The following is a 24,022-nucleotide window of genomic DNA, read 5'->3' on the forward strand; positions in this document are numbered from 1 at the left end:
CACCCCTCTAGACCATGGTCGTAACGCCGCCCGCCCGTCGCTTGGTCTAGCCTGCGAGCGGTAGCCCCCAAGGTCGCACGAGGCAGCCGCATGCGTGACGAGGTCGAGTCCTATCAAGCGTTCCATCGCCGCTCGATCGAGCAGCCCGAGGCGTTCTGGGCCGAGCAGGCGCAGGCGATCCATTGGCACAAGCCGCCGCAACAGGTCCTCGACTATTCGCGGCCGCCGTTCCGGCGCTGGTTCGCCGGCGGCGAAACCAATCTTTGCTACAACGCGGTCGACCGCCACCTGCAGGCGCGCGGCGAGCAGGCCGCGCTGATCGCGATCTCCAGCGAAACCGGATTGACGCGCGAGGTCAGCTACGCCGAATTGCATCGCGAAGTGAATACCTTCGCGGCGATCCTGAAGTCGCTCGATGTGGGGCGCGGCGACCGCGTGGTGATCTACATGCCGAACATGGCCGAGGCGGTGTTCGCCATGCTCGCTTGCGCGCGCATCGGCGCGGTGCATTCGGTGGTGTTCGGCGGCTTCGCCGCGCACAACCTGGCCCTGCGCATCGACGACGCCACGCCCAAGCTGTTGATCTGTGCCGACGCCGGCATGCGCGGCGGTAAGGTTATTCCTTACAAACCGCTGGTCGACGCCGCCTGCGCCGAAGCGCAGTCGCCGCCGCCGCAGGTGCTGGTCGTCAGCCGCGGCCTCGATCCGGCGCTGACGCTGGTTGCCGGGCGCGATGTCGACTATGCCGCCTTGCGCGCCCGCCACGACGGCTCCCAGGTCGAGGTCGAATGGCTCGAATCCAACGAGCCCAGCTATCTGCTCTATACCTCCGGCACCACCGGCAAGCCCAAGGGCGTGCAGCGCGACGTCGGCGGCTACGCGGTCGCGTTGGCCTTATCGATGTCGTCGATCTACGACATCCGCGCCGGGCAGGTGATGTTCTCCACCTCCGACGTCGGTTGGGCGGTCGGCCATTCCTACAACGTCTACGGTCCGCTGATCGCCGGCGCGACTTCGGTCCTGTACGAAGGCCTGCCGACGAATCCGGACCCGGGCATCTGGTGGCGCATCTGCGAGCAGTACGGCGTGCGCACCATGTTCTCTTCGCCGACCGGCATCCGCGTGCTGAAGAAGCAGGACGCGTCGTGGCTGAAGAAACATGACCTGTCGAAACTGCAATGGCTGTTCCTCGCCGGCGAACCGCTCGACGAGCCGACCGCGCATTGGATCACCGACGGCATCGGCAAGACCATCATCGACAACTACTGGCAGACCGAAACCGGGTGGCCGGTGCTGTCCTTGATGCCCGGCCTGGACCTTCAACCGGTCAAGTTCGGTTCGCCCGGGCTGCCGACGCCGGGCTATCACCTGCGGGTGATCGACGAGGCCACCGGCGCCGACGTAGGCCCGCGCGAGAAGGGCGTGCTGGTGATCGTGCCGCCGCTGCCGCCGGGTTGCATGACCACGGTCTGGAACGACGACGCGCGCTTCCTGTCGAGTTACTTCAGCCACTTCAAGGAGCTGTTGTACAGCTCGCTGGACTGGGCGATTCGCGACGAGGACGGCTACACCTTCATCCTCGGCCGCACCGACGATGTGATCAACGTCGCCGGCCATCGCCTCGGCACGCGCGAGATCGAGGAGTCCGTCGCCAGCCATGCCAGCGTCGCCGAGGCCGCGGTGATCGGCGTGCACGACGAGCTCAAGGGGCAGGTGCCGGTGGTGTTCGCGACCCTCAAGCAGTCCGCCGACCAGGACCCGGCCGGGGCGGCGGCCGGCATGCAGCGCTGCGTGGTGGAGCAGCTCGGTGCGGTCGCGCGGCCGGCGCGGGTGTACGTGGTCAATGCCTTGCCCAAGACGCGTTCGGGCAAGTTGCTGCGGCGCTCGATCCAGGCCTTGGCCGAAAGCCGCGACCCCGGCGACCTGTCGACCCTCGACGACCCGGCCGCGCTCGACGAGGTCCGCCGCGCCCTGGCGCGCGGGGCCGATGCCGGTGGTTGAGGGCGGGCTATTGAGGGCAGACTGTTGAGAGCCGGGGAGGATGGCGATAGGCTTCTTGACAGAACTTTTTCCGCAGTCGCGTTAGCATCGGCCCCAGTGTGCGGGTACGTCCGCTCTCATCGCCAAAAGCGAGGCAGAACGCGTAATGGATGCACTACAGGACAGCGCGCCAGGTTGGGATGCGATCGACCGGGCCTTGACCCGGTTGTATCTGCGTCAGGAGCCCAAGCACTACGGTCCCTCGGTCGACGACGGCAGCGAACCCTTGGCGGGCATCCGCGCCTACAAACGCATCACCCCGGTGCCGCACTGGCACTTCATCACCTACGGTTTCAGCGAGTTGTATCGCAAGGCCTCCGACGATCCGCAGGTCAGCGGTTTCGGTTTCGAGCTGACCTTCCGCCTGGCCAACCCGGGCGACGCCGAAACGCCGCCGGCCTGGGTGCCGGATTTCCTGCAGAACCTCGCCCGCTACGTCTTCGAGAGCGGCAACGCGTTCCACGCCGGGCACTACCTCAACGCCAACGGCCCGATCGCCGCCGACACCACCACCCGCATCCAGGCGGTGGCGTTCGCGCCCGATCCCGAGTTGCCGGCGATCGACACCGAGAACGGCCGGGTCGAGTTCCTGCAGGTCGTCGGCATCACCAACGAAGAAGAGTTCGCGCTCAAGCGTTGGTCGACCCTGCGGGTGCTGGAGGTCTTTCTCGATTACCTGCCGCTGTGGGTGACCGAGCTCGATCGCGAATCCCTGCTCGACGACGTGCAGATCGCCGAGCGCCTGCATGAAGGCTCCCTCCACGAAGGCTCCAGTTCGGCGATGGTCTATACCGAGCAACTGGAGTGGCGCCAGCAAAAGCGCCTGCTGCGCCGGCCGATCACCGAAATCTCCCTGGACTCGCGCCAGGTCGGCGAGTTGCTCGCCTTGTTGCCGCTGCGCCTGCCGTTCGGAAAGCCCTTCAGCCTGATCGGTCCCACCGCGCGGATCGTGTTCGAACCGGCGCCGCGCAATAGCGCGCAAGTCGCCGACGAGGCCCTGCATCTGCGCCTGAACGAGGCGACTTTGCGCAATCTGGTGGCCTGCCTGCGCACTCAGGAAGGGCGCTACCAGGTCGAAGGGCTCGACTCGGTCGAAGTGGTGGTGCGCAAGAGCGAAGGCCACGGCCACCACGACCGGCCGGAGCCGAAGCTCGGCTGAAGCCCCTGAGCGCCGGTCTGGGACCGCTGTCGCGGGCCGCGGCCCGGGCGACTGTACGGGGCCGTCATCGGCGGGTCGGCGAGGCGGGTTAAAATGCCGGATCGCCCCGCCCGGGCCATCCGGAGTTCCAAGATGACGCTACTGTCCGCTGGCGCGAAGTTCCGCGCCGCGCTCGCCGAAGAATCGCCGTTGCAGGTCATCGGTGCGATCAACGCCAATCATGCGCTGCTGGCCAAGCGCGCCGGTTATCGCGCGATCTACCTGTCCGGCGGCGGCGTCGCCGCGGGTTCGCTGGGCCTGCCGGACTTGGGCATCAACACGCTCGAAGACGTGCTGATCGATGTGCGCCGCATCACCGATGTCTGTGACTTGCCCTTGCTGGTCGACATCGACACCGGCTTCGGCCCGAGCGCGTTCAACATCGAGCGCACGGTCAAGTCGCTGATCAAGGCCGGCGCGGCCGGCTGCCATATCGAGGACCAGGTCGGCGCCAAGCGCTGCGGCCATCGCCCGGGCAAGGAAATCGTCTCGGCCGACGAAATGGTCGACCGGGTCAAGGCCGCGGCCGACGCCAAGACCGATCCCGAGTTCTTCCTGATCGCGCGCACCGACGCGATCGCGGTCGACGGCGTCGATGCCGCGATCGAACGCGCGATCGCCTGCGTCGAGGCCGGCGCCGACGGCATCTTCGCCGAGGCCGCCTACGATCTGCCGACTTACCGCCGCTTCGTCGATGCGGTGAAGGTGCCGGTGCTGGCCAACATCACCGAGTTCGGCCAGACGCCGCTGTTCACTCGCGACGAACTGGCCTCGGCCGGCGTCGCCATCCAGCTGTATCCGCTGTCGGCGTTCCGGGCCATGAACAAGGCCGCCGAGAATGTCTACCAGGCGATCCGCCGCGACGGCCACCAGAAGAACGTGGTCGACACGATGCAGACCCGCGAAGAGCTGTACGACCGCATCGGCTACCACGCCTTCGAAGGCAAGCTCGACGCGCTGTTCGCAAAGAAGAACGGTTGAGGCTTTCCACAGAGAACAAGCGCCTGATTTTCCTTCTCCCGCAAGCGGGGGGAGTGCCTGATTTTCCTTCTCCCGCAAGCGGGAGGAGTGCCTGATTTTCCTTCTCCCGTAAGCGGGGGGGAGTACTTGATTTTCCTTCTCCCGCAAGCGGGAGGAGTGCTTGATTTTCCTTCTCCCGCAAGCGGGAGAAGGGGGGGGCGACAGGCCGGATGAGGGCCAGCGAAACTTCCAGCCACGATGCAGCCGGACGTCGCGCGCCCTCACCCTTGCCCTCTCCGGTAAACGGGAGAGGGGATAGGGACGAGTAGACAATCTATCTAGAGGAAGGACCATGAGCGATACGCAACAGACCCTGCCCAAGCCCAAGAAATCCGTCGCCCTCAGCGGCACCGCCGCGGGCAATACCGAGCTGTGCACCGTCGGCCGCAGCGGCAACGACCTGCACTATCGCGGCTACGACATCCACGACCTGGCGACCAAGTCGACCTTCGAGGAAGTCTCGCACCTGCTGGTGCACGGCGCGCTGCCGACGGCCTCGCAGCTCAAGGCCTACAAGCTCAAGCTCAAGCGCCTGCGCGGGCTGCCGGCGATCGTCACCGACGCGCTGGAACTGGTGCCGGCCAATGCGCACCCGATGGACGTGCTGCGCACCGGTTGTTCGGTGCTCGGCACCGTACTGCCCGAGCGCGAAGGCCACGTCGCCTCCGAGGCGCGCGATATCGCCGACCGCCTGATCGCCAGCTTCGGCTCGATGCTGCTGTACTGGTGGCACTTCACCCGCAACGGCCGCCGCATCGACTGCGAGACCGACGACGACAGCGTCGCCGCGCACTTCCTGCACCTGCTGCACGGCGAGCCGCCGAGCGCGCTGCATGCCGATGCGCTGGACAAGTCGCTGATCCTGTACGCCGAGCACGAGTTCAACGCCTCGACCTTCACCGCGCGCGTCATCGCCGGCACCGGTTCGGACCTGCATTCGTGCATCACCGGTGCGATCGGCGCGCTGCGCGGGCCGAAGCATGGCGGCGCCAACGAAGTCGCGATGGACATCATCTCGCGCTACGGCGACGCCGATGCGGCCGAGGCCGACATCCGCGCCCGCGTCGAGCGCAAGGAAATCGTGATCGGCTTCGGCCATCCGGTCTATACGGTCGGCGATCCGCGCAATCCGATCATCAAGGAGCTCTCGCGCAGCCTGTGCAAGGACGGCGGCAACCAGACCCTGTTCGACGTCAGCGAGCGCATCGAGAACCTGATGTGGGACCTGAAGAAGATGTTCCCGAACCTGGATTGGTACTCGGCCTCGGCCTATCACATGATGGGCATCCCGACGCCGATGTTCACCCCGTTGTTCGTGATCGCGCGCACCACCGGTTGGAGCGCGCATGTGATCGAGCAGCGCGAGGACGGCAAGATCATCCGTCCCAGCGCGAACTACACCGGCCCGGAAGACCGCGCCTACGTGCCGATCGAGCAGCGCTGAGCGCGCGCCGCCGGCTTCGCGCCGGCGGCATAAACGCAGGACGGCCACGCAAAAGGCCAGGCTTCGTGCCTGGCCTTTTGCGTTTGCGCTCGCGGCGCCCAGCGTAGCGATTGCCGCATACGACTAACGTCGAATACGACACAGAAACGTCATGGTGCGACATGGCATAGTCCCGGACCAGCCGGGAGGACAACGGCGCGGCCGCGCGCCCAAGCGCACGGCTTGGGGAGCAGACGCCGCGCCTCCGGCCTCGGACATCCGTCGTGCGACGGGATTCAACACGGGGAACACCATGCGCGACAGCGATATGCCGGTTAAGACCAACGACGGTCGAGACGAAATCCAGAACCGCTCGCGCAAATTGCCGCCGGTCTTGCGTTCGATCCTGCTGATCGTCGACGGCGATCGCAGCGTGCGCCACCTGCGCGATCTGATCGGCAGCCTGCACGGCCCGACCGATGCGTTGGAGCAATTGGAAACGATGGGCTTGATCGCTTCGTCGGCGGCCGTGGCCGCGACGATGACCGCGCATGCGCCGACGCCCGGCATCGCCTTCGCCGCCGTCGTGCCGCCGCCGGTGTCGGCCGCCGATGCCGCGCAGCGTTACCAGACCTTGTACAACCTGATGACCGAGACCGTACGCGAGCACCTGGGGCTGCGCGGTTATTTCCTGCAGCTCAAGATCGAGCGCTGCGGCAACAGCGAAGAGCTCGCCGAATTGCTGCCCGACCTCAGCGCCGCCTTGGCCAAGGTGCGCAAGGACAACATCGCCGCCGAGATCGAAGACCGCTTCGCGGCCGGGGCTTGACCAGCCTGGGTCGGATGCAAAGGGTAGGAGCGACGCGAGTCGCGACCGTGATCCGTCACCGACGTCGCAGCTTACTTTGCCGACAACCCGCCTGTGCGCTGAGGTAGATCATGCGGCTGCGCAGGCGCGTGCATGCCGCCGCTTCGCCGATCGCGGCTCGTGACCGAAGGAAATCCAGCAGGACGCCGCTCCCGCCCCAGCGGCGATGCGGCTTTTGTAGGAGCGGTGTAAGCCGCGACTGGGATCTCGCAATACCCATCGGCGTGCGTCGGCACCGCTTCGTTCGTCGCGGCTTGCGCCGCTCCTACAAAAGTCGCTACGGCCGCTGCCGTTGCGTTTGCACGAGAGCGACGCATCCATCGATGCGCCGCTCTGCAATGCATGCATCGAGCCCTTAGAGCAGTCCTTCGGCCTTCAAGGCGGCCTGCACGCCGGCGTCGGCTTCCATGCGGCGCTTGAACGCGGCCAAGTGCTCGTAGCCGGACAGGTCGACCTTGACCGAGTCGGCCCAGCGCAGGGTGATGTAGAGATAGGGATCGGCGTAGCTGCGGAAGCCGGCGATCCATTCGCGATCGGCCAGGCGCTGGTCGGCGCTCGCAAACAAGCCGCGCAGACGCTCGCGTGCGTGCTGGCGCATCGTATCGGCCTGGGCCGGATCGGGATGGAACTTGCCCGGCGCGAAGATCGGCAGGAACGCCGGGTGCACGTCGGAGTTGACGAAGGCCAGCCAACGCGCGGCTTCGGCGTGCTGCTGCGCGCTGCCGTCGCCGGTCAACTGCGCCTGCGGAAAGGTGTCGGCGATGTAGCCCATGATCGCAGCGTTCTGGGTCAACACGAAATCGCCGTCGACCACCGCCGGCACGGCACCGGCCGGATTGATGGCGAGGAAGGCGGGCGCCTTGATCGAGTCCTTGTCCATCACTTCGACTTCGAACGCACCGCCGGTCCATTGCAGGGCGATATGGTCGGCCGTCGAACACGCACCGGGCTTGCTGTAGAGCTTCATGCTTAACGCCTCCATGGAAAGAAAAAAAACAGGTCGGCGACTATCACCGACCTGCTTCGTATCCTCAAGGAGGAGACTGCAACGGAGCGTTACGGCACCGGCGCTATGCGGATGCCATGAACGCGGCATCAGCCTTTGCTGACGCTTCAGCCTTTATGAAGGCATCAGCTTTTGCTGATGCTTCAGCCTTTATGTAGGCATCAGCCTTTGCTGACGCCCTTGGGCAACTCGGCCTCGGCGACGACGCGGCGCGGCTTGAGTTTCTGCACCTTGTAGAAGGTGTGGTCGCCGATGGTCGCGACCTGGTAGGCGTTGCGCCAGGACGGGCTGGCGATCGCGAGGGCGGCGAAATGGCTCGCGCCCGGCACGATTTCCTTGCGCTGACCGGCCGGCAGGGCCCAGTTGCGTTCGGCGGCCAAGGCGACGTTGACCGACTCGGTCCAGGCCTCGCTGTTGTTCAGACGGGTGCCCGGCGAGACCAAGCTCGGGGCGAACTGCTTGTTGGCCGTGACCACCTGGCAGACCGTCGTGCCCCACAGGCCGCTGTCGCGACGGCGCAGGGCGACCTCGGCGACGGCTTGCTGGCCGCGCAGGGACTGATCGCGGGCTTCCAGGTACACGGTGGTACTCAAACACAGCGAATCGGCGGTTTGTGGCGGCAATACCGAGGCCAACCACAGGATCCAGGCCAGTTTCATCGTTGACTCCTTGCTCCGTTGCGCTGGCCGCACTCCGTCTTCCATCTCCATGAATCGGGAGATGGCGACAGCGGTGAGGCCGCATGGCGTACTGGGGAGGGCGGCGGCTCTACGGCGCGCTTTGCCCCGTCACCGGGAACCGTGTCTTGTCCGACGCGGGCGGTGTGGGATGCCACCTCTGCAGGGGTGGCGGAAAAGTTGGCGCAAGGTAGCGACGGCTTGCCAAACAAACCCTGAATGACAATTTCTAAGTTTCTAAATTAGTTGGAGTTTTTATTCTGAATAGGGCCTAGACCCTTGGTTTCATTGGGCTTCAGCCCGGCACGAACCGTGCCCGGGTCGTCTCAGTCATTCATGAGCCGGGCTGGTGGAGGCGATCCGCAGCGTCGATTTGGCGTCTCCGGGCCTGGGTGGACTCGGCCATCGGCTGGATTCGGGCCTGTTCGGCCGCTTCGAACCCCAGGGGTAGGAGTGGCGTAAGCCGCGACCACGACCCGTGGGGTGCCGGCGCTGCGATCCAGGCGAGCGTTCCTGGTCTATGGGGCCGGCTGCGGCCGCTGATTGCGACGCCGCAGACATATATATGTATCGCCGCAGGAGAGCGGCGACTCGGCGCTTCGATGTCCAGCTACGACGCAGCCGCAAGCCGGCTGCTGCGTGTCGTATTACAAGGCAGCCGCAAGCCGGCTGCTGCTGCGTATCTCTACAAGGCAGCTGCGAGGCGGCTGCCTTGGTCGATTGCGCGCTTGGCGTCGAGTTCGGCGGCGACGTCGGCGCCGCCGATCACGTGCACCGGCTTGCCGCTGTCGGCGAGCGCCGCGGCGAGCGGCTTGAACGGCTCCTGGCCGGCGCAGATCACGACCTGATCGACCGGCAGCAATTGCTCGCTGCCGTCGACGCGGATGCGGAAGCCGTCGTCGTCGACGCCGACGTATTCGACCCCGCCGATCATGCGCACCTGCTTGGCCTTGAGGGTGGCGCGGTGGATCCAGCCGGTGGTCTTGCCGAGCTTCGCGCCGGGCTTGCCAGGGCTGCGCTGCAGCAGCCAGACCTCGCGCGCCGGCGGTTCCGGCCGCGCTTCGACCAGGCCGCCGCGGTTGTCGCCGTAGCCCAGGTCGACGCCCCATTCGGCGCGCCAGCGCGCCGGGTCCAGGCTGACCGAATGACCTTCGTGGACCAGGTACTCGGCGACGTCGAAGCCGATGCCGCCGGCGCCGATGATCGCCACGCGCTTGCCCGGCACCACGTGCCCCTTGAGCACGTCGAGATAGGAACAGACCTTGGCGTGGTCGGCGCCGGGGAAATTCACCTGGCGCGGGGCGATGCCGGTCGCCAGCACGACCTCGTCGAAACCGGCCAGCGCGGCCGCGTCGGCGCGCGTGCCCAGGCGCAGCTCGACCCCGGTCTGCTCGATCTTGCCGCCGAAGTAACGCAGGGTTTCGTGGAACTCTTCCTTGCCGGGGATCTTCTTGGCCAGGTTGAACTGGCCGCCGATCTCGTCGGCGGCATCGAACAAGGTCACGCGGTGGCCGCGTTCGGCCGCGACCGTGGCGCAGGCCAACCCGGCCGGGCCGGCGCCGACCACGGCGATGCGCTTGGGCGCGCGGGTCGGCAGGTAGTTCAGCTCGGTCTCGGCGCAGGCGCGCGGGTTGACCAGGCAGCTCGCGTGCTTGTTCTGGAACACGTGGTCCAGGCAGGCCTGGTTGCAGCCGATGCAGGTGTTGATGTCGGCGCTGCGTTGCGCGCGGGCCTTCGCCACCCAATGCGAATCGGCCAGCAGCGGCCGCGCCATCGACACCATGTCGGCCTCGCCCGCGGCCAGGATGCGCTCGGCCACGTCGGGCATGTTGATGCGGTTGGTGGTGATCAGCGGCAGGCCGACCTCGGGCTTGAGGCGCGCGGTGATGCCGGTGAAGGCGCCGCGCGGCACCGAGGTGGCGATGGTCGGCACCCGCGCTTCGTGCCAGCCGATGCCGGTGTTGATCAGGGTCGCGCCGGCGGCTTCGATGGCCTTGGCCTGCACGACCACGTCGGCCCAGCTCGAGCCTTCGTCGACCAGATCGATCATCGACAGGCGGTAGATGATGATGAAGTCCGGCCCGCAGGCCTCGCGGATGCGGCGCACGATCTCGACGCAGAAGCGGATGCGCTGGGCGGTGTCGCCGCCCCAGGCGTCCTTGCGCTTGTTGGTGCGCGGCACGGTGAACTGGTTGAGCAGATAGCCTTCCGAACCCATCACCTCGACGCCGTCGTAGCCGGCTTCGCGGGCGAGCCGGGCGGTGCGCACGAAGGCCTTGATCTGGCGCTCGACCCCGCCGGCCGACAGCGCGCGCGGGGTGAACGGGTTGATCGGCGCCTTGAGCTTGCTCGGCGCCACCTGCAAGGGGTGATAGCCGTAGCGCCCGGCGTGCAGGATCTGCATGCAGATGCGCCCGCCGTGCTGGTGCACGGCCTTCGTCACCTGGCGGTGCTTGGCGGTTTCCCAGGGCCAGCTGAGCTTGCCGCCGAAGGGCTTGAGCCAGCCGACGATGTTCGGGGCGAAGCCGCCGGTGACGATCAGGCCGACCCCGCCGGCCGCGCGCTCGCCGAAATAGGCCGCCAGCTTGGGGAAGTCGGCGGCCTTGTCTTCCAGACCGGTGTGCATCGAGCCCATCAGCACGCGGTTGGGCAGGGTGCAGAAGCCCAGGTCCAGCGGTGCGAATAGCTGCGGATAGAGCGGATGCGGGGCGGAGTTGCTGGCGGCCGTGGACATGCTGGCTGGATACGCTGGCGTATGGATTGTGCACGATGCCGGGAAAGCCGTGCTAATTCAAGGTCCCCGTCAAAGCGGCGCGAGGACAGGCACCGAACGCGGCGGATTGCAACGGTTGTCACGGACCGGACCCATCGCCGAACATGCCCGACCCTCCGTAGTCCCGAGTTCATGGACGCCGCCCCAGACCACAGCCTCCAGGATTACCTGCGCGCCGACATCGTCGCCGCCGACCTGCCCGACCTGCAGCCGCTGCTGGGCGCGCGCGATCTGCTGCGCGCGTTCTCGACCCTGTTCCACGGCGGCGAAGAATCGGTGATGGTGCGGCTGCTGGTGCTGCGCGCCATCGGCGAGCGCGGCCAGGCCCCGGACTGGACACCGCAGGAACTGCGCGAGCACTTCGGCTACCTCGACCCGGTCAAGTTCGACACCGTGATCGGCCGCCTGCGCGAGAACGACCTGTTGCTGTGGGACGGCGAAACCCAGCGTTACCGCATCAGCCCGGTCGGGCGCCAGGCGCTGGCGTCGATCGGCCTGCTACTGCAGTTCAACCGCGAAGGCGACGAACTGGCCTACGTCACCGCGCAGATCGCCGCCGGCCAGGCGGTCGGCCGGGTGCGTTCGGACGATCTGCAACACCTGCTGTCGCGCCTCAACGAGTTGCGCGAGGACTTCGACCAGGCGGTGCTCAGCGGTTCCGAACACCGCATCCAGCGCGCCGCCGGCACCTTGCAGTCGGCCTGGCGCTGGATCGAGAAGGGCACCGAGATCGTCGAGGAGATTTCCTCGGACGTCGAACTCGACAGCCACACCCACCGCGTCGCCCAGCAGATCGGCCGCGCCCAGAGCGCGATGCTGCGCCAGGCCTCGGTGTTCCAGCGCGCGCTGAGCCAGCTCGACCGTCATCGCGTGCACCTCGGCGCGAGCGGACTGTCGTCCTCGGACGTCAACCGCTATTTGCGCGGGCTCGACATCGAGGCGCTCGCCGCGCATGCCGACGACGTGCTCGCGCGTTCGGCGATCCCGGCTTTCATGCTGGCGCCGATCGCGCTCGACGTGGCCGAGTACGAACTGGTCGAACGCGAGCGCGAAGCGCGCGAAGACCAGTCGCTGCCGCCGGCGCAGGCCGCACCGGATACCGACGCCTCGCCGGCCGCGGCTACCGACTTCCAGTTCGCCGAACGCTGGTTGGACGAGCTGACTGCATTGACCGGCGACGCTTCCGAATTGATCGACGTGGTGCCGCAGGACAGCTTCTCGATCAGCGCTTATCGCTTGTCCTTGCTCGGCCTGATCGGCGATCCCGGCGCCGAGAACCGCAACGGCGTCAGCGCCTCGATGGCGCGTCTGCCGTTGTCGTGGAGGGTCGAGCCCGAATTCGAGATCGTCGATCGCGCCGGCGTGGCCTATATGAGCCGCGGCCGCCTCGAAGCGATCAGCGAGGAAATGCGACTGGCCGCGCGCGCACCGCGCAAACGCGCGGCGAAGCACGAAACCCCCGACGGCGGCGACGCGTCCACCGACGAACGCAAGGCCGCGGCCAAACCCAAGAAGACCGCCTCCGGGCGCGGCGCCGCGCCTTCGGGCAAGCGCGCCAAAGCGACCAAGGACACCGCAGACACCCGATGAACGATCCCATCGCCTCTTTGATCGCGCGCCTCATCGCCGAGCGTTGGCTGCCGCGCGACGACGCAGCGGTCCGCGAACTGCTGACCGACGCCGAACAGCGCAACGACCTCGACCGCCGCCTCGCCGCGGCCGGCATGCGCCTGCTCGAACATCCTTACGCCGCCAACATCGCCGTCGGCATCGCCCGCCCGCAGGAATCGGCGGTGTTCGGCAGCGCCAAGGCCTGGTCCTCGACCAACCTGCAACTCGACCGCGACGCCGTCGCGCTGTTGGTGGTGCTGTGGGCGCTGTTGGTGCTGCCCAAGCGCCAGCGCCAGATCGCGCGCCAACAGGCCGACCGCGACCAGGACCAGGAGCAGATGTTCGCCGAGCTCAAGCCGATTCCGGTCGGCGCCGAAGTGGTGGAGCCGATCAACGAGCGCACCTTGCTCGCCGACTTCGGCGAAAAGCTCGGCGGCAAGACCCGTATCCAGTTCAACCTGGGTTCGCTGGCGCGGCAGGGCTTCATCGTCCGCCGCAAGGAACGCATCCATGAGGGGCCGTTGTTGGATTTGGCCCTGGATTACGAACGCATCGCCGGCCGGATCATGAACGGCGCGCTGTCCTTCGTCGTCGCCGAAGCGCGCCACTACAGCGCCGAAAACGCCGAACCCGAAGGCGAGAGCGCGGCCGAAGCCGAAGCCGACGCGGCGCTGCTGGCCGACATCGAGGCCGGCATCTATTCCGACCTCGACACCTATGCCGAGGCGAACGCCGAATACGAATCCGCGATGGCGCTCGACGCCGACGCGGCGGAGCCGTTGCCGGAGCTCGCCACGGATGAAGCCGGTGCGGCCGATGGCGACGGAGTCGAAGCCGATATCGAAGTGGAAGTCGATGCAGACGCAGACGCACAGACCGCCGCAAGCGACGACGCGGCCGACGCCGACAGCGACGACGAAGCGATTGCGTCCACCGAACTGAAACACGACGAGGAGGCCGCGGCCGATGTTTGAATTCCGCTCGCTCGAAGTCGTGCACTGGGACTACTGGCAGCGCTTCCAACTGCCGCTGGATGCGTCCATCGTCACCGTGGTCGGGCCCAACGGCTCGGGCAAGACCACCTTGCTCGATGCGTTGCGCACCCTGCTCGCGATCGAGGATCGCGACACCGCGCGCGACTACAAGACTTATCTGCGCCATAACGGCAAGCCGTATGCCTGGTTGCGCGCGGTGGTCAGCAACCGCCCCGACCGGCGCGGCGGCCGCCCGTTCTTTCCGATCAAGGACGACGTGGTCACCCTGGCCTGCCGCATCCGCAAGCGCGGCGGCGACTGGAGCCGCGACTACCAGATCGTCGCCGGCGACACGCCGGTGGAAACCCTGGAGCAGGGCGGCGAATGGTTGGGGGTGCGCGACTACCGTGTGCGCCTGGCCGGTGCCGGCCTGACCCGCGCGATCTGCCGCGTGTTGACCCTGGAGCAGGGCGCGACCGACAAGCTCTGCCAGTACTCGCCGCGCGAATTGCTGCAGCTGATCTTCGACGTGTTCGAAGACAAGGCCGTGCTCGACGATTACCAGCGCGCCCGCACCGAGCAGTTCGACGTCGAGAAGGAACTGCAGCAGCTCGGCCAGGACCTGGCCGGCCTGCATCTGCGCCTGGAATCGGCCAAGGCCGACGTGCGTTCGTTCGAGGAAGGCAATGCCCTGCGCAATCAGCGCCAGCGCCTGGAAAGCGAAATCGCGCCGAAGGTCGAACTGGCCGATCAGCGTGCGGTGATCGACGGCGCGAAGCCGCGTTTGACCGGTTTGCGCCGCGCTTTGCGCGAACGCGAGCGGGTGCTGGAAGAGATGCGCGCGCAGGACGCCATCGCCGCGACCGGCCGCGACGTGCTGCAGGAAGCGATGCGCGAAGCGCGCCGCCAGGTGACGGCCAGCGAACAGGCCTTCACCCAGGCCCGCGACGCCGCGCGCGACGCCGAGATGCTGGTCAAGCGCCGCGACGAGCTGGCCAAGCTGCAGGCGCAGCGCGGCGCCATCGACGTCGAGGCGCTCAGCGCCAGCGTCGAGAACGGCCGTCGCCGCCAGGCCGAGCTCAAGCTCGAAGCCGAGCGCGACCGCAAGCGCAGCGGCGAGATTTCCGCGCAGATCGCCGCCCTCAGCGGCGGCGGCCGCATCATCGAGCCGTTCGAGCGCGATTTCCGCGCCGGCCTCGACCAGGCCGGCATCAAGCACCACGTACTGACCGAACTGGTCGAGATCACCGATCCGCAATGGTCGGTCGCGATCGAGGCCGTGCTGGCGCCGTACCGGCATCTGCTGGTGCTGGAGAACCCCAAGGACGCGCGCGTCGCCTGGAAGCTCGGCGAGAGTCAGCAGTACCGCCACTTCATCGTCGCCGAACGCGCGCCGGTGCCGAAGGCCGGCGCCGGCACCTTGCTCGAAGTCGTGCGTTTCTCGGCCGACCCGCCGGCGTGGTTGCCGCGCCAGCTCGACCGCATCCGCCGCGTCACCGACATCGAACACGGCTCGCGCTTGCCGGCCGGGCAGGACTGGATCACCCAGAAGGGCTATCTGCGCGAAAGCCGAGGCGGCCGCCATATCGGCGGCACTCAGCACCACTTCGGCACCGGTGCGCGTCAATCGCACCTGGCCGAGTTACGCGCCGAACTCGCCGCGATCGCCCAGCGCAGCCAGGCGCGCGAGGCCGAGCTGCAGGAACTGAGCCAGCGCGTCGACGCCGAGCAATCGCGCCTGATGGGGCTCGATGCCGCGCAGGAACTGGTTACCCGCGCGGCCGAATTCGCCGATGCCCAGGCGCGGCTGCCCGGTCTCGCCGAGGCTGCCGCCGAAGCCGCCGCGGCGCTGGCCCAGGCACGCGCCAAGATCGACGAGGCCGCCGAGCAGGACAAGGCCGAAGGCATCGCCGCGGCCAAGCGTCAGGGCCAGATCGACGCGCTCGCCCGCGAGCTGCGCGAACGCGCACAGCAGATCAACGGCGAACGCCAGAGCCTGATCCAACGCATCCTCGACTACCGCCGCAAGCGGGCGATGATGCCGGAGGCCTGGCGCAGCGCCGTCGCGCTCGCCGCCGCACGCGAAGAGTACGAAAGCGCCTCGGCGGTGCGCCGCGAGATCGAGCGCATGGACGACCGTCTTTCCCGCGGCGGTTTCGTCGACGACGAGTCCTGCATCCCGTTGCGCGACAAGATCGCGGCCGATCATGGCGAACTGGAGAACTCCATCGGCCGTCGCGAATCGCATCTGGAACGCGCCAAGCGCCTCACCCAGGAAGCGCGTGGCGCCTACATCAACGTGTTGCGCGCCACCGTGCGCCGCTACAAGAAGAACCTTGCCGCGCTCGGCGAACTCGCCGGCATCGGCGTCGACGCCGACATGCCCGAACTGGCCAACGACGATGTCGCCCTGGCCCAGGCCGGCCTGTCGGTGCGCTTCGATTTCGATCGCAAGGGCTGGATCGGCCTCGACGACGGCGAAGCCTCGGGCGGACAGCAGGTCATGAAGTCCCTGTTGCTGCTGGTGGCCCTGTTGCGCGACGAAGACCAGCCGGGCGGCTTCGTCTTCATCGACGAACCCTTCGCCCATCTGGACGTGTTCAACATCGAGAAAGTCGGCCGCTTCCTGCGCGCCACCGATGCGCAGTACATCCTGACCACGCCGATCACCCACAACCTCAACGTGTTCGAGCCTTCGGACCTGGTCTTGGCGACCAGCAAGCGCCGAGGCGGCAACCCTTGGGCGGAAGCGGTGGCCGTGCTGAAGCGCAAGGTCGAAGACAAGGCGGCGTAATCGCGAGGCGGCGGTGCCGCCTCGGTTTCGCTACCCGCCCCTCAACTTCTGCTGTTCCCCCCTTTCGAAAAAGGGGGGATTTTCTTTGGCCCTCTCAAAGCCAAAGCAAATCCCCCGCGCCCCGAATCTCACTCCGCAGCGAGGCCCACGACGGGCGCTCGCCCCCTTTTGCAAAGGGGGCAATGGTTGGCGTAAACGCGGGCTCCGCTCCTGCTATTCCCCCCTTTGGAAAAGGGGGGTAGGGGGGATTTGCTTTTGCTTTTCCTACAGCCAAAGCCAAAGCAAATCCCCCGCGCTCCGAATCTCACTCCGCAGCGAAGCCCGCGTCGAGCGCTCGCCCCCTTCTCAAAGGGGGCAATGGTCCGCGCCCGCTACGTACCTTCGAAGGCAGACGATGCGGCCCGTGCTTTGTGCATCGGGTGGAACGATAAATCCCACCAGTCCTGGCCCCAATCCGATTGACTCCTGACGCGCCGGCCTTACTCTATGCACACCCAAAACCGCAGTCGCACCGTATCCATGAAGTCGTTCCCGCTACTGATATCGCTGCAAGCCCAGCGCGAGAGCGCGGGCCGGGTGCGCCTGCCTCCTGTGATCTTCGGTTTCGGGTCGATGTAATCGACCGATCGAAGCCACACCAGAACAGAGCACCCGCAAGGGTGCTTTTTTATTGCCCGCTGTTTTTCGCCGGCCCGGACCGAACAGGTTCCCGCGTCGGATTCCCTTCACTGCAATGCCCGGAAAACCAAGGAGAACGTGCCATGAATTCCACGGCCGAAACCCAAACCTAGCCGCGCGCCCCGTAGCCAACAGGGACGCGCGGCCTCCCATGTTGGCAACAAGGCAAGCATTCTCATGAACACCACGCTTCGTAACGTTTCCACCCCCTCCCGCTGGCGCAACCTCGGCATCATCGCCCACGTCGACGCCGGCAAGACCACGCTGACCGAACGCCTGTTGTGGAAAACCGGCGCCATCCATCGCGTCGGCGAAGTCCACGACGGCGCCGCGACCACCGACTACACCGAGATCGAACAGCGTCGCGGCATCACCATCGGCGCGGCCGCGGTGCAGACCTTCTGGACGCCGCAGGACCAGGCCGAACACCGGCTGACGATCATCGACACCCCGGGACATATCGATTTCGCGATCGAAGTGGAACGTTCCCTGCGCGTGCTCGACGGTGCCGTCGCCGTGTTCAGTGCGGTCGACGGCGTGCAGCCGCAATCGGAAACCGTGTGGCGCCAGGCGCGTCGCCACGGCGTGCCCTCGATCGCGTTCGTCAACAAGATGGACCGCGTCGGCGCCTCGTTCGATCTCGTGCTCGCGCAGATGCGCGACAAGCTCGATGCGACGCCGTGGCCGATCGGTCGGCCGCTCGGCGCGGAAAGCGAGTTGCGCGGTTGGGTCGATCTGGTCGATCGCAGCGTGGTGCTGTGGGACGACGCCGGCGCGAGCCTGCGGCGCGCCTGGAGCGACGCAGAGGCCGCCGAGTACGCGCCGCTGCGTAACCGCCTGATCGAACAGGTCGCCGACCACGACGACGAGCTCGCCGAGGCCTTCCTCGACGCGCGCGCCATCGATGCCGCGCTGCTCAAGGCGGCGCTGCGACGCGCCACCTTGAAAGGCGCGGGCACGCCGGTGCTGGCCGGCTCGGCGTTCAAGAACAAGGGCGTGGAAACGCTGTTGGACGCGATCGTCGATTACCTGCCGTCGCCTCTGGACCGTCCTGCGGTGCAGGCCGAAAGCGAAGCCGGCGAGGTGTCCCTCGCGGCCGACGCGACCGGCCCGCTGAGCGGTCTGTTGTTCAAGATCGTGCACCAGGAGCACGGCGCGCTGTCGTTCATCCGGCTGTACTCCGGCACCTTGCGGGTCGGCGACACGGTGTGGGCTTCGGGACGCGGGCGCGCGCAACGCGTCGGTCGCTTGCAGGTGGTGCAGGCCAACCGCGGCCAGGACGTCGAGGTGGCCTATGCCGGCGAGATCGTCGCGGTGGCAGGATGGAAGGACGCGGTCAGCGGCGAAAGCCTCAGCGGCGTCGGGCGCAAGCTGGTGCTGGATTCGATCCTGGCCCAGCCGGCGGTGCTGTCGTGGCGTCTGACGGCCGGCAAGGCCAGCGACCTGATCCGTCTCGGACAGGGCCTGGCGAGCCTGGCCCAGGAGGACCCGTCGTTCCGCGTCGGCACGGATGCCGAGACCGGCGAGACGCTGGTATGGGGCATGGGCGAGCTGCATCTCGACGTCATGGTCGAGCGCCTGCGCCAGGAGTGGAACGTCGAGGTGCGCACCGGTTCGCCGCGCGTGGCGTATCAGGAAACACCGAGCAAACCGGTGTCGGGCGTGGAAGGCAAGCTGTCGAAGCAGAACGGCGGTTCCGGCCAATTCGCGCGCGTGGTGATCGATGTGACGCCGCGCAGCGACGGTCAGTTCGAGTTCGTCGACCGCACCAGCGGCGGCGTGGTGCCGAGAAACTTCGTCGCCGCGACCGAGAAGGGCCTGCGTGCGGCGCTGGCGGAAGGCCCGCGCGGCTACCCGGTGGTCGGCCTCAGCGTCAGCCTGGTCGACGGCGAGACGCACGCGGTGGATTCGTCGGAACTGGCGTTCCAGCGTGCCGCGTCGGACGCGCTGAAGGCGGCGTTGGCCTTGGCCGGCACGATCTTGCTCGAACCGGTCATGGCGTTGGTCGTCGACACGCCCGCCGGCAACGTCGGCGATGTGGTCGGCGACCTGCAGCGGCGTTCCGGACGCGTGCTGTCGATCGAGGACAAGGGCAACCGGACCGACGTCACCGCGCGTGCGCCGTTGGCGCAGTTGTCGGGCTATACGACCACCCTGCGTTCGTTGACGCAGGGCCGGGCCTCGGCCTCGATGGTGTTCGACAGCTACGAAGAAGCGCGCTCGGCGCCGAAAGCGGCATGAAGCCGAGTCGGTAAAGAGGAATGGGAAGGGGCCGGCATGCCGGCCCCAAGAGACTTCAGCGTCATGCCTCGGTGACTAAGGGGCGTACCCCTCACCAACCCGCCAACACCACCTTCCCGATCGTAGTCCCCGACTCCAGGCGGCGATGCGCCTCTCGCAAAGTCTGCGCATCGATCTTGCCGAGGGTCTGCGTGTGCGTGCCCTTGAGTTCGCCGGCGTCGATCAGTTCGGCGACGCGGTCGAGCAAGCGGCCTTGTTCGATCATGTCGGCGGTGTGGAAGCGCGGGCGCGCGAACATCATTTCCCAGTGGATGCCGATGCACTTGGCCTTGTAGGGGTCGCCGATCTTCAAAGCGCCGCTCGGTTCGACGATCAGGCCCACGTGGCCTTGCGGCGCGAGCAGTTCGCCGAGCACCTCCCAGTAACGATCGGTATCGGCCAGATTGAGCGCGGCATCGACCTGTTCGATGCCGAGCGCCTGCAACTGCGGCGCCAGCGGCTGGCGATGATCGACCACTTCATCGGCGCCCATGCGCCGGCACCATTCGACCGTTTCCGCACGCGAGGCCGTGGCGACGACGCGGAAGCCGGCGCGCTTGGCGATCTGGATAGCGATCGAGCCGACTCCGCCGGCACCGGCGATGATCAGTAAGGTCTTGCCGCGGCCGCCGTGTTCGCTGTCGTAGGGCATGCGCTGGAACAACAGCTCCCAGGCGGTGATCGCGGTCAGCGGCAGCGCCGCGGCTTCGGCTGCGCTCAGCGACTTCGGCGCCGCGCCGACGATGCGTTCGTCGACCAGATGCAACTCGCTGTTCGTGCCGGGACGGGTGATGTCGCCGGCGTAGTAGACGCGGTCGCCGACCTTGAAGCGGGCGACCGCTTCGCCGACGGCCTCGACCACGCCGGCGGCGTCGTAGCCGAGCACGCGCGGCTGCGCTTCGACCTGCGGCTTGGGCGAGCGTACCTTGGTGTCGACCGGGTTGACCGAGATGGCCTCGACCCGCACCAGCAGGTCGTGGCCGCTCGCGTTCGGCGCGGGCAGCTCGACGTCGAGCAGCGACTGCGGATCGTCGATGGGCAGGTAACGGGTCAGGGCGACGGCTTTCATGAGGACTCCGGGACGGGACGAGATGTGGCGATGAGGGGGTGAGGGCGAGTGGGGATCAGACCGGTGCCGGATTGCGTTCGGCGAATTGTCCGTTCCAGTACGGGTAGTAAGGGTAGGGCGGTGTGACGGCGCTGGCTGCGTCGAGTTTCGCGATCTGCGCCGCATCGAGGTTCCAGCCGATCGCGCCGAGGTTCTGCCGCAATTGCTCCTCGTTGCGCGCGCCGATCAGCACGGTCGACACGGTCGGCCGTTGCAGCAGCCAGTTCAAGGCGATCTGCGGCACGCTCTTGCCGGTCTCGGCGGCGATCTCGTCGAGCGCATCGACCACGCGGTACAAACGCTCCGGGTCGACCGGCGGGGCGAAGCCTTCGGTGTCGTGCAGGCGGCTGCCTTCGGGCAGCGGCTGGCCGCGGCGGATCTTGCCGGTCAGCCGGCCCCAGCCGAGCGGGCTCCACACCACTGCGCCGACGCCCTGGTCCTGGCCGAGCGGCATCAGCTCCCATTCGTAGTCGCGGCCGATCAGCGAGTAATAGGTCTGGTTGGCGACGAAGCGCGAGTAACCGTAACGGTCGGCGGCGGCTTGCGATTTCATCAACTGCCAGCCGGAAAAGTTCGACGCGCCGATGTAGCGCACCTTGCCGGCGCGGACCAGGTCGTCGAGCGTCGACATCACCTCCTCGACCGGCGTCATCGCATCGAAGTGATGAAGCTGCAGCAGGTCGATGTAGTCGGTATCGAGGCGCTTGAGCGCCTTGTCGGTGGCGCGCAGCAAATGGTGACGCGAGGCGCCGACATCGTTGGGGCCGTCGCCGGCGCGCAGGGTCAGCTTGGTCGACAACACGACCTCGTCGCGACGGCCCTTGATCGCCGCGCCGAGGATCGATTCGGAGGCGCCGTCGGAATAGACGTCGGCGGTGTCGAAGAAGTTGACCCCGGCGTCGAGGCTCAGGTCGACCAGGCGGCGTGCCTGGTCGGTGTCGGTATTGCCCCAGGCGCTGAACAGCGGGCCTTTGCCGCCGAAGGTGCCGGCGCCGAAGCCGAGTGCGGAAACCTTGAAGCCGGAGCGGCCGAGTGTGCGGTAATCCATGGTGGTGTCCTCGTGGGAAAGGGGAATCAGCGGCCGAACAGCAGGGCTTCGTCGATGGCTGCGGCCATCGCGCGGTAGCCGGCGTCGCCGGGGTGCAGGTGGTCGCCGGAGTCGTAGGCCGGCAGGAAACGCGCGGGGTGCTGCGGGTCGCGGACGACCGCATCGAAATCGACCACCGCATCGAACTCGCCGCTGCTGCGGATCCATTCGTTCACCGTCTGGCGCACACGGTCTTTGTCGAGGTCGTAATAGCCGTGGACCGGCGAACCTTCGAGCGCGCCTTCGAACGGGGTCAAGGTGGCGCCGACGATCCGCACCGACTGGGTGCGGGCGCGGGCGATCAGTTGTCGGTAGCCGGCGATCAGGCGCTCGGCGCTTATGGCCTCGCGCTTGGGTTCGAAGCTGCTGCCGGGCCAGGCGATGTCGTTGATGCCCAGCAAGACGATCGCGGCATCGGCCTTGCGCCCGAGCACGTCGCGCTCGAAGCGGGCGAGGGCGCTGACGCCCATGCCGTCGTTGAGCACCTGGCCGCCGGAGATGCCGGCGTTGAGCACGGCGATGTCGCGTTGCGCCAAGCGTGCGGCAAGTGCGTCGGGCCAACGCTGGTTGCGGTTCGGCGTAGAACCGGCGCCGTCGGTGATCGAATCGCCGAGCGCGATCACGCTGCGGGTCGGGCGCGGCGCGTCGACGATGACGCCGCTGAGCCAGGGACGCGTCTGCAGCACCTGTCCCTTCGCCAAGACGGCGTCGGCGACGCGATTGCCGGCGACGAGGTAAGCGTCCTGGCGGCCTTCCCAATGGAAGCTCTGGAGCGGCGTGGCCTGCGGCAGGTACAGGCTCACCGCGACCTCGCCGAGCGCGGCGACCTCCAGTTCGACCGGATCGCTGAGCACCGGCGCGCCGGGCTGGATCGTCACCGACGGCTGGCCGCCGAAGCTCAGGGCGCGGTCGCTGCCGGTCTCGATGCCGGCAGCGCCGGCGCTGCGGGCGATATGCGCCGCGCCGATGGTCACCGGGCGGTCGCCGTAGGCGTTCGACAGCTCGATGCGGACCCGCGAGCCGCCGACGCTGACCCGCGCGACCTGGCGCAGGGTCTGGTCGCGCAGCTCGGCGGGGGCGCCGTTGGGCAGGACGAAATCGGGGGCCAAGGTCGGCTGCGGGCTGGCGCTCCAGGTGCCGACCCAGTGGGCGGCGTCGGCGGCCTGGGCGGGGGCGATGAAAGCGACGGCCAGCAGTGCGGCGGTCAGGGGCTTGAGCAGGGAAGTCTTCATGGCTTGGGTTCGGCAGGCGTCGCGGATTCGACGGGGTTCAAGTTAGGTTCTTCCGAATCTGGCCGGTAGAAGGCAAAATTGCATATAGCCCATTCCATATTGGAATGACTTGCCGAAACGACAGCGAGGCCGCCGTGGACACCCTCCGCTCCATGCAGACCTTCGTGCGCGCGGTCGAACTCGGCAGCCTGTCGGCGGTCGCGCGCGAACAGCACACGACCCAGCCGACGATCAGCAAGATCGTCGCCGCACTCGAACAGGACCTCGGCGTGCGCCTGCTGCAACGGAGCACCACCCACCTCGCCCCGACCGAACAAGGCCGGCGGTTCTACGAACGCGCGCGGCGGGTGTTGGAGGAATACGGCGAGGCCGTCGCCGACGCGCGCGGCTCCACCGAAACCCCGGCCGGCCTGTTGCGGGTCAGCGCGCCGGTCAGCGTCGGCGTGCTGCGCATGAACCGCCTGGTGCAGGAGTTCCTCGCGCTGTACCCGCAGATCGAGATCGAGCTGATCCTCAACGACCGTTTCGTCGATCTGGTCGAAGAGGGCATGGACATCGCCTTGCGGCTCGGCGCGACCTTGCCGCCGAACGTGGTCGCGCGTCGCGTCGCGGTGTCGCCGCGCGGCCTGGTCGCGTCGGTCGGCTATCTGCGCAGCCATCCCAGGATCGAACGGCCGCAGGACGTGCTCGCGCACAACTACCTGCGCTTCGCCTGGGCCAGCGAGCACTACGAACTGCACGGCCCCGATGGCGAGACGGTCAAGCTCAGCGCCAACGGCCGCTACCGCATCAACAATTCGCTCGGCATTCGCGAAAGTTTCCTGATCGGCAGCGGCCTGGGATTGGCGCCGGCCTGGCTGGTGCAGGATCTGATCGACAGCGGCGAGTTGGCCTGGGTGTTGCCGCAATGGAAGGCCTCGCCGCACGAGGCCTTCCTGTTGTATCCGTCGCGCCGCTATCAGCCGCTGCGCACCCGCGTGTTCCTGCAGTTCCTCGGCGAGCGGCTGACGCAGTCGCCGGGGTTTTTCGCGGTGGAGTGATGAGTCGGGATTACCGTCATTCCCGCGTAGGCGGGAATCCAGGGCTTTACCGCGACATGGCTCTGAAGTCTCTGCGGCCCGGCCAGGGCGCACAGCGCCCTGGCGTTCACTGATGCGCGAGCCAGTGGCTCGCAAGCGCATCCCTTCACCCCGGCCTACGCGGGGATGACGAGCAAAAGCACGCACGTGTAACGGCACGCGCACGACGGGCAA

General features: G+C 67.4%; 16 protein-coding genes. 10 read left to right on the forward strand and 6 right to left on the reverse strand.

All coding sequences use genetic code 11. The features are described 5' to 3' along the window. Positions 1–90: 90 nt before the first annotated feature. The 5 genes from prpE to LC490_RS12575 all read left to right on the forward strand — a co-directional run bounded on the left by prpE (position 91) and on the right by LC490_RS12575 (position 6,510). Entirely contained in the window at positions 91–2,001 is a 1,911-nt protein-coding gene (gene prpE / locus LC490_RS12555; RefSeq protein WP_223620349.1) for a propionate--CoA ligase, read from the forward strand. Between the two features lie 145 nt (positions 2,002–2,146). Beyond that, positions 2,147–3,199, forward strand: a complete 1,053-nt coding sequence (locus LC490_RS12560; protein WP_223620350.1) for a suppressor of fused domain protein — start codon at positions 2,147–2,149, stop codon at positions 3,197–3,199. 132 nt (positions 3,200–3,331) lie between these two features. Beyond that, positions 3,332–4,219: a methylisocitrate lyase gene (prpB, locus tag LC490_RS12565; RefSeq protein ID WP_031373152.1), complete on the forward strand. Its 888-nt coding sequence runs from the start codon at positions 3,332–3,334 to the stop codon at positions 4,217–4,219. Between the two features lie 331 nt (positions 4,220–4,550). Further along, entirely contained in the window at positions 4,551–5,702 is a 1,152-nt protein-coding gene (gene prpC, locus LC490_RS12570) for a 2-methylcitrate synthase (protein ID WP_031373151.1), read from the forward strand. 292 nt (positions 5,703–5,994) lie between these two features. Further along, positions 5,995–6,510, forward strand: coding sequence for a hypothetical protein (locus LC490_RS12575; RefSeq protein WP_051885223.1), 516 nt, complete (start codon positions 5,995–5,997; stop codon positions 6,508–6,510). Between the two features lie 394 nt (positions 6,511–6,904). On the opposite strand, the gene LC490_RS12580 is transcribed toward LC490_RS12575, so the two are convergent. From LC490_RS12580 to LC490_RS12590, 3 genes are all read right to left on the reverse strand, one after another. Further along, the gene (locus LC490_RS12580; protein ID WP_031373149.1) at positions 6,905–7,516 is read right to left on the reverse strand and encodes a glutathione S-transferase N-terminal domain-containing protein; all 612 of its coding nucleotides are present in this window, start codon (positions 7,514–7,516) and stop codon (positions 6,905–6,907) included. 200 nt (positions 7,517–7,716) lie between these two features. Further along, entirely contained in the window at positions 7,717–8,214 is a 498-nt protein-coding gene (locus LC490_RS12585; RefSeq protein ID WP_051885222.1) for a cell wall hydrolase, read from the reverse strand. A 703-nt stretch (positions 8,215–8,917) separates the two neighbouring features. After that, entirely contained in the window at positions 8,918–10,966 is a 2,049-nt protein-coding gene (locus LC490_RS12590) for an NADPH-dependent 2,4-dienoyl-CoA reductase (protein ID WP_223620351.1), read from the reverse strand. Between the two features lie 171 nt (positions 10,967–11,137). Between LC490_RS12590 and LC490_RS12595 the strand changes: the two genes are divergently transcribed. The 4 genes from LC490_RS12595 (at position 11,138) to fusA (ending at position 19,303) form a co-directional block, all read left to right on the forward strand. After that, a complete protein-coding gene (locus LC490_RS12595) occupies positions 11,138–12,595 on the forward strand; it encodes a hypothetical protein (protein WP_152566320.1) in 1,458 nt (485 codons plus the stop codon). After that, a complete protein-coding gene (locus tag LC490_RS12600) occupies positions 12,592–13,590 on the forward strand; it encodes a hypothetical protein (protein WP_223620352.1) in 999 nt (332 codons plus the stop codon). The genes LC490_RS12595 and LC490_RS12600 overlap by 4 nt, the downstream gene beginning before the upstream one ends. Continuing rightward, positions 13,583–16,384, forward strand: a complete 2,802-nt coding sequence (locus tag LC490_RS12605) for an AAA family ATPase (RefSeq protein ID WP_223620353.1) — start codon at positions 13,583–13,585, stop codon at positions 16,382–16,384. The genes LC490_RS12600 and LC490_RS12605 overlap by 8 nt, the downstream gene beginning before the upstream one ends. 855 nt (positions 16,385–17,239) lie before the next feature. Beyond that, positions 17,240–19,303 carry an elongation factor G gene (gene fusA, locus LC490_RS12610; protein ID WP_223620354.1) on the forward strand — a complete coding sequence of 688 codons (2,064 nt, stop codon included), beginning with the start codon at positions 17,240–17,242 and terminating at the stop codon, positions 19,301–19,303. Between the two features lie 91 nt (positions 19,304–19,394). On the opposite strand, the gene LC490_RS12615 is transcribed toward fusA, so the two are convergent. Genes LC490_RS12615 through LC490_RS12625 form a run of 3 tightly spaced genes read right to left on the reverse strand, consistent with a single transcriptional unit; the run spans position 19,395 to position 22,769 of the window. Further along, a complete protein-coding gene (locus LC490_RS12615) occupies positions 19,395–20,411 on the reverse strand; it encodes a zinc-binding alcohol dehydrogenase family protein (RefSeq protein ID WP_223620355.1) in 1,017 nt (338 codons plus the stop codon). Positions 20,412–20,466: 55 nt separating this feature from the next. Further along, a complete protein-coding gene (locus LC490_RS12620; protein ID WP_031373141.1) occupies positions 20,467–21,498 on the reverse strand; it encodes an aldo/keto reductase in 1,032 nt (343 codons plus the stop codon). Positions 21,499–21,524: 26 nt separating this feature from the next. Then, on the reverse strand, positions 21,525–22,769 hold the full coding sequence (locus tag LC490_RS12625; RefSeq protein ID WP_223620356.1) for an SGNH/GDSL hydrolase family protein: 1,245 nt from the start codon (positions 22,767–22,769) through the stop codon (positions 21,525–21,527). Positions 22,770–22,903: 134 nt separating this feature from the next. On the opposite strand from LC490_RS12625, the gene LC490_RS12630 reads away from it, so the two are divergent. Beyond that, positions 22,904–23,809 (forward strand): LysR family transcriptional regulator, encoded by a 906-nt coding sequence (locus LC490_RS12630; RefSeq protein WP_223620357.1) that lies wholly within the window; start codon positions 22,904–22,906, stop codon positions 23,807–23,809. Positions 23,810–24,022: the final 213 nt, after the last annotated feature.

This window comes from Lysobacter sp. ESA13C, assembly GCF_019970005.1.
Taxonomy (GTDB): domain Bacteria; phylum Pseudomonadota; class Gammaproteobacteria; order Xanthomonadales; family Xanthomonadaceae; genus Lysobacter; species Lysobacter antibioticus_B.